The organism is Hyphomonas sp., from assembly GCF_013823385.1.
GTDB lineage: Bacteria > Pseudomonadota > Alphaproteobacteria > Caulobacterales > Hyphomonadaceae > Hyphomonas.
The window spans coordinates 77,323-88,744 of record NZ_PNMA01000014.1 but is presented as its reverse complement, the minus strand read 5'-3'; the positions used below and the strand labels follow the sequence as shown (position 1 = coordinate 88,744).

Annotated in this window: 13 protein-coding genes and 1 tRNA gene; 3 read left to right on the top strand and 11 right to left on the bottom strand. The window is 63.8% G+C overall.

The window, feature by feature from the left end; translation table 11 throughout:
• The 11 genes from C0456_RS10355 to C0456_RS10305 form a co-directional block, all read right to left on the bottom strand.
• Nucleotides 1-1,169, bottom strand: a 1,169-nt coding sequence (locus C0456_RS10355) for an RNA polymerase sigma-54 factor (RefSeq protein ID WP_291051415.1), incomplete at its 3' end; no start/stop codon positions are given.
• Between the two features lie 24 nt (nt 1,170-1,193).
• On the bottom strand, nt 1,194-1,928 hold the full coding sequence (gene lptB / locus C0456_RS10350; protein ID WP_291051413.1) for an LPS export ABC transporter ATP-binding protein: 735 nt from the start codon (nt 1,926-1,928) through the stop codon (nt 1,194-1,196).
• A gap of 93 nt (nt 1,929-2,021) precedes the next feature.
• A complete protein-coding gene (locus tag C0456_RS10345) occupies nt 2,022-2,552 on the bottom strand; it encodes an LptA/OstA family protein (RefSeq protein ID WP_291051410.1) in 531 nt (176 codons plus the stop codon).
• A 1-nt stretch (nt 2,553) separates the two neighbouring features.
• Nucleotides 2,554-3,216 carry an LPS export ABC transporter periplasmic protein LptC gene (lptC, locus tag C0456_RS10340; RefSeq protein ID WP_291051407.1) on the bottom strand — a complete coding sequence of 221 codons (663 nt, stop codon included), beginning with the start codon at nt 3,214-3,216 and terminating at the stop codon, nt 2,554-2,556.
• A gap of 101 nt (nt 3,217-3,317) precedes the next feature.
• Nucleotides 3,318-3,932 carry a ribonuclease H-like domain-containing protein gene (locus C0456_RS10335; RefSeq protein WP_291051404.1) on the bottom strand — a complete coding sequence of 205 codons (615 nt, stop codon included), beginning with the start codon at nt 3,930-3,932 and terminating at the stop codon, nt 3,318-3,320.
• A gap of 49 nt (nt 3,933-3,981) precedes the next feature.
• Nucleotides 3,982-4,446: a YaiI/YqxD family protein gene (locus C0456_RS10330; RefSeq protein WP_291051401.1), complete on the bottom strand. Its 465-nt coding sequence runs from the start codon at nt 4,444-4,446 to the stop codon at nt 3,982-3,984.
• Nucleotides 4,443-5,477 carry an SO2930 family diheme c-type cytochrome gene (locus C0456_RS10325; RefSeq protein WP_291051399.1) on the bottom strand — a complete coding sequence of 345 codons (1,035 nt, stop codon included), beginning with the start codon at nt 5,475-5,477 and terminating at the stop codon, nt 4,443-4,445. Before C0456_RS10325 ends, C0456_RS10330 begins: the two co-directional genes overlap by 4 nt.
• 13 nt (nt 5,478-5,490) lie before the next feature.
• Nucleotides 5,491-6,738 carry a parallel beta-helix domain-containing protein gene (locus C0456_RS10320; protein ID WP_291051397.1) on the bottom strand — a complete coding sequence of 416 codons (1,248 nt, stop codon included), beginning with the start codon at nt 6,736-6,738 and terminating at the stop codon, nt 5,491-5,493.
• A 115-nt stretch (nt 6,739-6,853) separates the two neighbouring features.
• Entirely contained in the window at nt 6,854-7,093 is a 240-nt protein-coding gene (locus C0456_RS10315; protein WP_291051393.1) for a DUF1150 family protein, read from the bottom strand.
• Between the two features lie 366 nt (nt 7,094-7,459).
• Nucleotides 7,460-7,535 (bottom strand) — tRNA-Ala (locus C0456_RS10310).
• A gap of 54 nt (nt 7,536-7,589) precedes the next feature.
• Nucleotides 7,590-8,111 (bottom strand): TIGR02300 family protein, encoded by a 522-nt coding sequence (locus C0456_RS10305; RefSeq protein ID WP_291051390.1) that lies wholly within the window; start codon nt 8,109-8,111, stop codon nt 7,590-7,592.
• Between the two features lie 129 nt (nt 8,112-8,240).
• Here C0456_RS10305 and aroA point away from each other — a divergent pair, with 129 nt between their 5' ends.
• Genes aroA through cmk form a run of 3 tightly spaced genes read left to right on the top strand, consistent with a single transcriptional unit; the run spans nt 8,241 to nt 11,390 of the window.
• Nucleotides 8,241-9,560 (top strand): 3-phosphoshikimate 1-carboxyvinyltransferase, encoded by a 1,320-nt coding sequence (aroA, locus tag C0456_RS10300; protein WP_291051386.1) that lies wholly within the window; start codon nt 8,241-8,243, stop codon nt 9,558-9,560.
• A gap of 55 nt (nt 9,561-9,615) precedes the next feature.
• Nucleotides 9,616-10,707: an NADH:flavin oxidoreductase gene (locus C0456_RS10295; protein ID WP_291051385.1), complete on the top strand. Its 1,092-nt coding sequence runs from the start codon at nt 9,616-9,618 to the stop codon at nt 10,705-10,707.
• 44 nt (nt 10,708-10,751) lie between these two features.
• Nucleotides 10,752-11,390: a (d)CMP kinase gene (gene cmk / locus C0456_RS10290; protein ID WP_291051382.1), complete on the top strand. Its 639-nt coding sequence runs from the start codon at nt 10,752-10,754 to the stop codon at nt 11,388-11,390.
• Nucleotides 11,391-11,422 lie beyond the last annotated feature (32 nt).

Below are 11,422 nucleotides of genomic sequence, written 5' to 3'. Positions count from 1 at the left end.
TCGATGGCATCGGCCACCTGTTTGAGATTGAGAGGACGCAAATGCGCCACGCCATGAGCAAAGAAACCATCCTGCTGGCGGACGATCTCGCTCGCCACCTTCAGGATCGTGCGGGCCCGCTGGTCGAGGGACTTGACCAGCCAGCTCGCCGACGCGGCGCATTCGGAGATGAATTCCTTCTCCTTCTCGCGCATCGGCAGGGCGGTGACTTCGGCATAATAGGCCTTGTCCATCAGCACACGGGGCAGATTGTCGGAATTGAGTTCCACGGCAAACATGCCATTGGGCAGTTCACGGACATACACATCCGGCGCCACGGCGACCGTGGTGTCGCTGGAAAAACCCGCGCCCGGCTTGGGCGAAAGCTGGCGCAGTTCCAGCAGCATGTCCTGGATGTCGGCCTTGTCGACGCCGCACACATCCATCAGCGCCTTCATGTCATGCTTGGCCACAAGATGCAGATTGTCCAGCATCGCCTGCATCGCCGGGTCAAGGCGGCCGCGATCCTTCAGCTGCAGCGCAAGGCATTCAGGCACGGAGCGGGCCATCACGCCGGTCGGGTCAAAGCCCTGGCAGACGGTGAGAACGGCTTCAACATTGGCGATGTCGGCGCCCAGCGCCTTGGCCACATCCTCCAGCGGCGCGCGCAGGTATCCGGTCTCGTCCATCTCGTCGATCAGGCGGGCGGCGATCAGCCGGTCAGCGGCCGAAAGGCCCGCAAAGCTCAGCTGGGAATGGAGATGCTCATGCAGCGTCACATCGCCGGAGACATTGGCCGCATAATCGAAATCTTCCGAGGCCGGACCATTGGAGGCGCCCGACCAGTCGGTGGTGGCAGACGGCCCGCGCGCATCGGCGGCCAGGGCCGCATCAGAGCCCGTGCCCGGCTCGAACACGTCTTCACCCGGCGCGTCCAGCTGGTCGCGGGCTTCGCCAAGGCCGGAGCGCTCGTCGAGGGTCAGCTGTTCGCGGCTCTTGGGATCGCTTCCTTCGGCGGCCGCGCCAGCGCCCTCATCCTCGATCTTCACGAGCAGCGGATTGCGCTCAAGCTCGGCCTCGATGAATTCGGAAAGCTCCTGGTTCGACAACTGAAGAAGCTTGATCGCCTGCTGAAGCTGCGGCGTCATTACCAGGGACTGGCCCTGGCGCATGTCGAGTGATTGTTTCATGGCCATCGGCCGCGCCCCCTGAGATCAAGCGGCGAACTGTTCACCCAGATAGACCCTGCGCACATCCTCATTCTTCAGCACATCCTCTGGCGTGCCGGTGAACAGAACTTCACCATCATACATGACATAAGCCCGGTCCACGATCTGGAGCGTTTCACGCACCTGGTGATCCGTGATCAGAACACCCAGGCCGCGCTGTTTCAGATAGCGGACAAGTTCGGAAATGTCGGAGATGGCGAGCGGGTCGATGCCGGTGAACGGTTCGTCCAGTAGCATGAAGCTCGGACGGGAAGCGAGCGCGCGGGCGATCTCCACGCGCCGCCGTTCACCGCCCGACAGGGAGGTGGCAGGCTGGTTGCGCAGATGTTCGACATGCAACTCGCTGAGCAGGCCATCGACCTGTGCCATCCGCGCGGCGCGGTCGGGTTCGACCAGTTCCGCCACGGCGAGCACATTCTCTTCTACTGTCATTCCCCGGAAGATCGAAGCTTCCTGCGGAAGATACCCCACGCCCAGACGGGCGCGCTGATACATCGGAAGGCGGGTAACATCCTCGCCATCGATGGAAATGGAACCGGAATCGGCTCCGATCAGCCCCATGATCATGTAGAAGCAGGTGGTCTTGCCGGCCCCGTTGGGTCCAAGCAGGCCGACGACTTCTCCCCGCGCAAGGGAGAGCGAAACATCGCGCACAACCTGACGCTTGCCAAAGGCCTTGGCGAGGTTGCTGACGACAAGGCCTTCGGCCGGTTCGCTCATGATCTGGTCATTCCCTTTACGTGGGGCGGTATCGCCGCCCTCTGCTACCCTAGACCGTCATGCTTAAGATCGGCTTCAGGATTCCGTCAAAATTCACCGGTTCGTCTGAGGCTGGCTGTCCGGATCGATCACCATCCGGGTGCGCCCGCCGCCGCCTTCCAGCGTGGTGCGGCGATTGCTGATCTCCATTTTCAGGCGCTGGCCCTCGGCCACGTCGCGGTCCCGCATCAGGGCGACATTGCCGGTCATGGTGATGGTGTCGGTGGCAAGTTCGTAAATCCCGCGATCCCCCTTGGCCTTAAGTTCTGGGGTCACATAGTAGACGTTGCCTTCCGCCAGGATCGACTGGACCTCGCCAAAGCCGGCCGCCACGCCCTGGGTGCTGGCGCCGGGGGCCGGCTGGCCGGTGAAGAGGATGGTCACGGTATCTGCCCGCAGGCGCGCCGTGCCCTGGCGGATGTCGACATTGCCCACCAGCAGCACCTTGCGCTCGCGCTCCAGGCTCTCGGTCCGTTCGGAATTGATATAGATCGGCCCGCCCTCCGAAGAGATCTGCGCCTGGGCCGGCACGCCCATCAAAAGGCCAAGCACAAGGCCGATACCGGCTGCCTTAAGGAGTGCCATCTTATTCACCTTCACGCGTTCCTGCCGATGGTTCGGACTTGCTGGGATAGATCACTGTCTGGACATTGCCCTTGAAGACGATGCGATCACCGCCATCAAGGATTTCATACGAGTCTGCCCGGATATCTCCAAGAGGGCCCCTGCCCTGCAAGGGCGAAAGGCCTTCGACACGGTCTTCGGCGACATGCAGGCGGGCGCCCTGGGAATTGAACATGTAACCGGCCGCGTCGGAGATGCGGACATCCTCGTAGAGTTCCAGAATGCCGGTATCGCGGTCATAGAAGCCCGAGGGGGCCTGCACTTCGGTGCCCTTGGAATCGCGCAGCACCGGCCCGATCAGATCCACCGCCCCGTCGCGGGAGCGCCGGCGCTTGGCCGCGTCAGCCGTAATCGTGAAAATCTCGCCGGCCGCATCGCGCCCGGTAAAGCGCGGATTGATCATCGTCACCGCCTGGGTGTCGTCCACCGGCGGCGGGCGGCTTTCCTGATTGATGGCGCTGCGCACGATATAGCCGAGGAAAAGCCCGATGGAGACGGCCGCGGCCGCCACCAGCCCATAGCGCAGATACTTCACCCGCGAAGACCGGCGCCGCGCCTGCGCCAGCGTCAGCTGCCGCCGGGGCGCCCAGAGCGAAATCGGATCATTGTGGCGGGTTGCGTCCATGGAGGCGGGCAAAATCCGGCTAAACTGCAGTCAACCGGGAGTCTTACCCGTGATATCCGCCCTGTGAAAGCACGAGAAGACAGGTATCGGCGAGACTTTGCTCAGCTGTGAGCAAAAATGTCCTCGTCCGGCCAGCCGGCGAGGTCAAGGTCCGCCCGGACCGGCAGGAAGGCAAAGCAGGCCTCGGCCAGCTCCCTGCGGCCCTCACGCTCCAGCATGGCCTCAAGACCGGCCTTGATCTGGTGCAGATACAGCACATCGCTGGCCGCATACTGGATCTGCGCGTCGGTTAGCTTGTCCTGGCCCCAGTCGGAGCTCTGCTGCGCCTTGGACATGTCCACACCGGCCACTTCGCGGGCCACATCCTTCAGCCCATGCTTGTCAGTATAGGTCCGGGCAAGGCGCGAGGCGATCTTGGTGCACCAGATCGGCGCGCAGGTGATGCCCATCCAGCGCTTCATCATCACCACGTCAAACCGGGCAAAATGGAAGATCTTCAGAACCTTGGGATCGGTCATCAGCGCCTTGAGGTTCGGGCAGTCATAATCGCGGCTGAGCTGCACGATGTGCGCCTTGCCGTCGCCGGCAGAGATCTGCACCAGGGTGAGATTGTCCCGCAGGGGGTTCAGGCCCATCGCCTCGGTATCGACGGCAATCACGGGGCCAAGGTCGAGACCTTCGGGAAGGTCGCCCTTATGGAGGGTGATCTGGTTCATATAGCGGCCCTTATCACGGCGCGCGTTAAGCGCAAGTCAAAGGCGCCGCTTACCCCTGCGCGCGCTTGCCCGCCACAATGGCGGCATCCAGCGCCGAAAGGAAGCGTGAACGGTCCGCCTTGCTGAAGGGCGCCGGCCCGCCTGCCCCGATCCCGGCAACGCCCACCCGCCGGTCTGCCATGATCGACCGTGTGGCCAGCGCCGTGCCGATGGAGTCGTCCGTAAACGGCTTGCCCGAAGGGCTGAGCACACGCGCCCCGGCCTTCAGGCTGCGATCAGCCAGGGGAATGTCCGCCGTCACCACAATCGCGTCCGGCCCGGCCGCTTCGGCGATCCAGTCATCGGCCGCATCGAAGCCGTCACTGACAATCTTGCGCGAAATCAGGGCGTGTTCGGGAATGCGCAGATAGGAATTTGCCACCACGACAACTGCCACCTGATGGCGCAGGGCCACCATGTAGATCTCGTCCTTCACGGGGCAAGCATCGGCATCGACAAGGATACGAACGGTCATTCGGTCTCCATCGCCGCAATCCATTCCCGGATCAAGGCGAGGCTGTCAGGATCGGTGACGCTGCGGCCAAGCTCGGGCATGGCAACGCCCGGCTCGGTGGAGGCCATGCGGTAGAGCAGGATCGAGGCATCGGGATCGCCCGGCACGATCACCTGTTTCAGCCCGCCCGAGCCGCGCCCGGCGGCCACGGGATGTTTCAGGATGCCGATCCGCGCAGGCCCCGTCTCGGTGGAGGAAAGCCAGAGGCCGGAATTGGATGCCGATCCGTCCGCCTTGTGACAATGGGCGCAGTTCACGTCCAGCCAGGCCCGCGCCCGCAGATCGAGCGGCGCGGAGGGATCAAAGGCGTAAGGCTCTCCCGCCACACCCTCCGGCAAGCCGGAAAGAATGCCCGCCGCTTCCCAGCGGGCAAGCTGGCCCTCATGGGCGAGGTGGCGCGCCTTCGGGCCAATGGGGGCGATATCCTTGCCCGTCTGATGGCAGGTCTTGCACTGGTTCTGATTGGGCATGGCGTAACGCAGCTGAAGCGGCGCGCCATCCGGGCTGATCGTCTCGATGCCGATCCGCTGGCCGGCAGGGCTGTAGACCGCCTCGGTCTGCGCCGCGTTCCAGACATAGGGATAGGCCGCCCAGCCGCCCGCCTTGTGAATGAGGAGGCGCGTCTCCACCCGCCACTGGCCATCCTCCGGCGCGCGCATGTCGGGGGCAAAGGCAAAGGTCTTCACCAGCACGGAACCGACCGGGAAATCGAACACCTCCGTTTCGCGATAGGCCGCCGTCTGGCCGCCGGGCACGAACACGAAGCGGTGCTTGGCGGCGTGATCGGTGAACAGCGGATTGATCAGGTCATAGGGCAGAACGCCGGGCGCAGGCGCCCCGGTGGCCATATCGGCAAACAGTCCGTAATCGGAAAGGCTGGGCGCCGGGTCATCCGCCAGGATCACGCCCATATCTGGCCCCCGCGCGCCCTTCCCTGCCGGCGCACAGGCCGCCAGCAGGAAAAGCGAGGCAAGCAGGACCAGCCGTCTCATCGGTGCGGCGGCGTCAGCGGTCAGCTTGCGGCAGAACGATGGCGGCAGGCTCGGCAACCGCGCTGGCCGCCGGGCGTTCCGGAGACGGCGCCATCGCGGCCGGATCAATCGGATACTTGCCCAACCCCAAGCTGATGAAGCCGGCTTCCGGCCCCTCCAGCACCGCAAGGTTCACATCCTGCGCCGCGCCCTCGCCCCAGCGGTCCACCCCGTCCCAGACAATCGCTGGCAGCGTGCCGCCCAGCGCAGCTGCAAGCGGGGCAAGATCGCCCTGCGGATCATTGCCGCCCGCGCCATAGAAATTGTCGCGCAGCACCAGATCCCGCGGCAGCGGATTATAACGCTCATCCGTGAACGGCAGCGAATAGGACATGATCAGCACATGGGCCGATCGGTTGTCGTCAAACTTGTTGTCGAACACGTGCACATTCTGATTGGCCATCACGATGACGCCGGTGCCCGAAGGCACGCTCGCCACGATGTTGCCGGCAGGGGCGAAGTTGCGCGTATTGTTACTGCTGATCTCATTGTCGAAGATGCGGGTGGAATTGCCGCCCGTTACCGGAAGGTCTGGCAGGTCGAACACCAGGATGCCGCCGGTATTGTTGCGGGCGATGTTGCCATAGACATCGGCATTCATCGAATTCTCGATCTCGATGCCGGCCACATTATATTCAACCACGGAATTGCGGACGATGATATTGTCCGACTGGCCGACATAGATGCCCGCATCCGAAGCCGCGCGAACGGTGACATTCTCCACCAGCACATTCTTCGACTCGACCGGGTAGACGCCATAAGCGCCATTGGTCTCGTCCGGCCCGCCGGTCCATTCCACCGTCAGGTAACGGTAGATGATCTGATCGGCGCCCTTGGACTTGATCCCGTCGCCCTTGGTGTTGCGGACGGCAAAATCCATCAGGGTCACATCATCGGAGGTTACCAGCAGGCCCTCGCCTGCCCCCTCCTGGCCGGTGAAATCCAGGATCGTCTTGTCCTGTCCCGCCCCGCGCAGGGTAACGCCGTCGACATCCAGAGAAAGGCCGTCGATGAGCTGGAACGTGCCTTCCGGCAGCACGATCGTCTCACCGGGCTTGGCCGCGATCAGCGCCGCCTGCAGCGTTGCGCCGAAATCGCCTTCGGCAGACAGCGGCGCGGGCAATTCACTGATGGCGCCCGCCTTGTCGCTTGTGGTGGGCGAGCAGGCGGCCAGCGCCAGCAGAATGGCAGCGCTGCCAAGAGCGCGCAGATCAATTGTCATGGGTCCCTCCCCGGGATTGTTATGACGCGAGTGTCAACTTCAATCCGGGGAAAAGCAAGGGTGGGGAAAGCAAAGATGGGCGCGAAGCAGAACTCCGCGCCCGCCTGTTACCGGCTCAGTGGACGCTGAGCGGGCGGAGATCGTTGGCGTGGCAGGCAGCAAAGGCTGCGTCACGCCCTTCGACGATGGCAAGGCGCTGGCCGTCGGCGGAGAATACCATGAACAGGTCATCCGGGTCGTCGATGTCAGCGAGCGCGTCAGGCGGCAGAAGGCCGCTGATCTCACCCACATCCATGTGGCGGATATAGACGAGAGCTTCTTTCTCAAACAGGTCAGTCTTGATTTCGGTCGTCATCAGTCCACTCCTTTCCGCGCCCCGGCGGGGTCGCTGGCAGAGGGCTCACTGGCCACCTTGCCATGCAGGAAAGGTGGGCCTGCATTGTGGCCGGTTCAAGCACCTTGATGCGGCATCATAGCGGCAACCCCTTAAGGACCGTTACCGGCCGCGCCATTGCCCGAAATGTTCCCAGCCTGCCCGCCAAACGGTCAGGATTGTCCGGAAGTGTCCGGATTTGTCCAGGAATGTCCGGAAGTGTCCGGGTCTGGGTCTGGCTCCGGCTGCGGCTGCGGCTGCGGCTGCGGCTGCGGCGGAAAAACAAAAGGCCGCCCGTGCGGGGCGGCCTCTTCGTTCACTTTTCCGTGTTGCGGAAAAGTGGGGTCCTGGTGGAGCCAAGGGGAGTCGAACCCCTGACCTCTTGCATGCCATGCAAGCGCTCTCCCAACTGAGCTATGGCCCCGGACCGGGAAGCGGATGCACTAGACGAGCGCTGATCCGCTTTCAAGCCCCTTTTTCACCGATCATCGTCTTCGTCATCATCGGCGATTTCGAGGTCGTCATCACCGTCCTCATCATCGTCGATTTCGAAGTCTTCCTCATCATCGTCTGCGATGATGATATCGTCGTCTTCATCCTCATCGACACCGTCCTCGGAGAAGCCGGCAGGCACTTTGCCTTCTTCGTCCTCATCTTCAGCGCCTTCCAGAACGATGTCATCGTCTTCCGCGCCGAGTTCCTTGGCGTCTTCCTCGTCGTCCTCGACCTCATCGTCGGCTTCGACAACGTCGTCCTCATCGTCATCCCGGATGACGGCGTCTTCCTCTTCCTCGAGGTCGTCTTCGTCCTCGTCTGCAGCTTTCACAGCAGCGCGGGCCGCTTTCGCCTTCACCTTGGTGATGGTCGTGCGGATCACTTCGTCTTCAGGGTCGAACTCGTTGCCGCATTTGGGGCAGACGGCCGGGCGTTTGTTCAGATCGTAGAAACGAGACTCGCAGGACGGGCAGACCTGCTTGGTTCCGAGTTTGTCCTTGGACATGGGGCTTGCGCGCTCCTCTTGGGGCAAAAAGCCAATTGGAAGTTGGCGGCGCGCTTGCCATGAACGCCCCGCGCTGTCAAAGCCCCAATTGACATCTGCAACCCGCCTTTCTGACGAGACCTTTCCCCAATGGTATGGACCAGCCACCCGGTCAAACGCCTCGCCGGCGCCATTCGCGCGCCCGGAGACAAATCCTGCAGCCATCGCGCGCTGATCTTTGGCGGCCTCGCCGAAGGTGAAAGCCGCTTCACTGGGCTCCTGGAAGGCGATGACGTGCTGCGCACCGGCCAGGCCATGCAGGCGATGGGCGCAACCGTGACGCGCACCGGGCCGGGCGCCTGGGAGGTGACCGGGGTTGGCGCGAAGGGCCTCTCTTCACCTGAAAGTGTTCTGGACTTCGGAAACTCCGGCACCGGCTCGCGCCTGCTGATGGGTGTGATGGCCGGGTATGACCTCACCGCCTCCCTGACAGGCGACGCCTCGCTCTGCTCGCGCCCGATGAACCGCGTGCTCAATCCGCTGCGCCAGATGGGCCTGAAGGATACCGCCGGCCCTGATGGCAAGCTGCCCTTCACGCTGACCGGCTCAAAAGCCCTCCAAGCGATCCACTATGCCCCGCCCCAGGCGAGCGCGCAGGTGAAATCTGCCGTGCTGCTCGCCGGTCTCAACGCCGAAGGCGAAACCGTTGTGGTCGAGGCGAAGGCCACCCGCGACCATACCGAACGGATGCTGCAGGGCTTTGGCGCGAAGCTCACCTTCGGCATGGAACCGGGCGGCGCGCATGAGATCGGCCTCAAGGGCGGCCAACGCCTCTACGGGATCGACGCCGCCATTCCGGGCGACCCTTCCTCGGCCGCCTTCCTCATCGCGGCAGGTCTGCTCTCCCCGCAGGGCGATGTGACCGTTGAAAATGTCATGTCGAACCCAACCCGGTCGGGCTTCTATGACGCGGTTGATCTGATGGGCGCAGGCCTCGGCGCCGAAGAACGCGGCGAAGCAGCCGGCGAGCGCCTGATCGACCTGCATGCCGGCTATGCCGGCCTGAAGGGCATCGCTGTGCCCGAGCGCCTCGTTGCCTCGATGATCGACGAATTCCCGATCCTCGCCGTGCTGGCCGCTTTCGCGACCGGCGAGACGCGCGTGACCGGCGCCGACGAACTGCGCGTCAAGGAGAGCGACCGGATCAAGGCGATTGTTGCCATGCTGCGCGTCAATGGCGTGGATGTGGAGGAGACCGAGGATGGCTTCACCGTGCAGGGCTGCGGCGGCCCGGTGCCGGGCGGCGGCCTCGTCGAAACCCGCCACGACCACCGCATCGCCATGAGCGCGCTGGTCATGGGCACAGCATCGCAGAAGCCCGTAAGCGTCGACGACATCTCCATGATCGATACGAGCTATCCGGAGTTCATGGACCATATGGCGGCGCTGGGCGCGGACATCCGCAACTGACACCTGCCCCTACGGCAAAAATTGACGGATGAAATTCCGGCGCCAAAGTCAGCGCATGACAACGCTGTTTGATCCCCTGACCTTCACCCGTGGCCCGGCCATGAAGAACCGCTTCATGCTCGCCCCGCTCACCAATATGCAGAGCCATGCTGATGGCACGCTCAGCGATGATGAATTTCACTGGCTGGTGAAGCGCGCCGAAGGCGGCTTTGGCCTGACGATGACCTGCGCCGCGCATGTGCAGGCCGATGGCCAGGGCTTTCCCGGCCAGCTCGGCGCCTTTGACGACAAGCACCTGCCGGGCCTCACCCGTCTCGCCCAGGCGCTGAATGCCGAGGGCACGCATTCGGTGGTACAGCTGCACCATGCCGGCATGCGCACACCAAAGGAGCTGATCGGTGGACGCGCCCCACTCTGCCCGTCAGCTGACACGGAAACCGGCGCCCGGGCGATGACACTGGACGAAGTCAGACAGGTGGCCGATGATTTCATCGCGGCGGCCAAGCGCTGCGAAAAGGCAGGCTTCCACGGCGTGGAACTGCACGGCGCGCATGGCTATCTGCTTTGCCAGTTCATCAGCGCCGACATAAACAAACGCGAGGATGAGTATGGCGGCGATTATGAGGGCCGCACCAAGCTGTTGAGCGACATTATTGCGGGCGTGCGGGCCGAATGCGGCAAGGACTTCTCACTCGGTGTGCGTCTCTCGCCGGAGCGTTTCGGCATGGACATCGGCGAAATCCGGCGCCTCGCCAGCGAGCTGATGACCAGCGGTGACATCGATTATCTCGACATGTCGCTGTGGGACACGTTCAAGGAACCCGAAGATCCGAGCTTCAAGGGCCGCCCGCTGGTAGAGTGGTTCACCGGCCTGCCGCGCGGCAATTGCCGCTTGGGCGCCGCCGGCAAGCTCACCACCGGCGAAAGCTGCCGGCGCGCAATGGAGGCCGGGCTCGACTATGTCGTGATCGGCCGCGGCGCGATCCTGCACCATGACTTCCCAAAAAAGGTGGCGGCGGACGCAAACTTCCAGCCGATCGCCCTGCCGGTGCCCGAAGCGCATCTGGTGGCCGAGGGTCTGGGCCCGGTCTTCGTCAACTATATGAAGACCTGGAAGGGCTTTGTGGCTGAAGCGGCAACAGCCTGAGACCTTCTTGACTTGGGGGCGGGGCTGGCTCACTCCCCGCCGTCATGATTATCGCGATCGACGGCACGACAGCTTCCGGCAAGGGCACCATCGCGCGGCGCCTGGCCGCCCATTACGGGCTGCCGCACATGGATACCGGCCGGCTTTATCGCGCGGTGGCGGTGGCTGCCCTGAAGCAGGGTGTGCCTCTGGACGCCGCCGGCCCCCTCTCTGACCTGGCCCGGATGCTGGACCTGACCGACTTCGTGGAGCACGAGCTGCGCTCGGCCGAAGCGGGCAAGGCCGCAAGCGTCGTGGCTGCGATACCTTCCGTGCGGCAGGCCCTGTTCGAGCTGCAGCGGGCCTTTGCGACCCGCGAGGGCGGCGCCCTGCTGGACGGGCGCGACATCGGCACGGTGATCGCCCCGGACGCGGATGTGAAGCTGTGGGTGGACGCCGATGTGCGCCAGCGGGGCGAGCGGCGCTGGAAAGAACTCGTCGGCAATGGCGAGGATGTGACCCTGGAGCAGGTGATCGAACAGCTGAAAATCCGAGATGCCCGCGATCAGGGGCGCACCGACGCCCCCGCCGCGATGGCAGCCGATGCCATCTTGATTGATACGACTGATCTCACTATAGACGCGGCTGTGGAAAGGGCGATGGCTGCCGTCGAGGCTGCTCTCGCCAAGGGAAAGACTGCCTGAGGGGCGCCCGCAAGGGGAAAGCCTCAATCCAA

What these genes read in the sequence shown, in the direction of transcription:
- lptB (WP_291051413.1), bottom strand. Translation starts at nt 1,928, where the DNA reads ATGAGCGAACCGGCCGAAGGCCTTGTCGTCAGCAACCTCGCCAAGGCC.
- C0456_RS10345 (WP_291051410.1), bottom strand. Translation starts at nt 2,552, where the DNA reads ATGGCACTCCTTAAGGCAGCCGGTATCGGCCTTGTGCTTGGCCTTTTG.
- lptC (WP_291051407.1), bottom strand. Translation starts at nt 3,216, where the DNA reads ATGGACGCAACCCGCCACAATGATCCGATTTCGCTCTGGGCGCCCCGG.
- C0456_RS10335 (WP_291051404.1), bottom strand. Translation starts at nt 3,932, where the DNA reads ATGAACCAGATCACCCTCCATAAGGGCGACCTTCCCGAAGGTCTCGAC.
- C0456_RS10330 (WP_291051401.1), bottom strand. Translation starts at nt 4,446, where the DNA reads ATGACCGTTCGTATCCTTGTCGATGCCGATGCTTGCCCCGTGAAGGAC.
- C0456_RS10325 (WP_291051399.1), bottom strand. Translation starts at nt 5,477, where the DNA reads ATGAGACGGCTGGTCCTGCTTGCCTCGCTTTTCCTGCTGGCGGCCTGT.
- C0456_RS10320 (WP_291051397.1), bottom strand. Translation starts at nt 6,738, where the DNA reads ATGACAATTGATCTGCGCGCTCTTGGCAGCGCTGCCATTCTGCTGGCG.
- C0456_RS10315 (WP_291051393.1), bottom strand. Translation starts at nt 7,093, where the DNA reads ATGACGACCGAAATCAAGACTGACCTGTTTGAGAAAGAAGCTCTCGTC.
- C0456_RS10305 (WP_291051390.1), bottom strand. Translation starts at nt 8,111, where the DNA reads ATGTCCAAGGACAAACTCGGAACCAAGCAGGTCTGCCCGTCCTGCGAG.
- aroA (WP_291051386.1), top strand. Translation starts at nt 8,241, where the DNA reads ATGGTATGGACCAGCCACCCGGTCAAACGCCTCGCCGGCGCCATTCGC.
- C0456_RS10295 (WP_291051385.1), top strand. Translation starts at nt 9,616, where the DNA reads ATGACAACGCTGTTTGATCCCCTGACCTTCACCCGTGGCCCGGCCATG.
- cmk (WP_291051382.1), top strand. Translation starts at nt 10,752, where the DNA reads ATGATTATCGCGATCGACGGCACGACAGCTTCCGGCAAGGGCACCATC.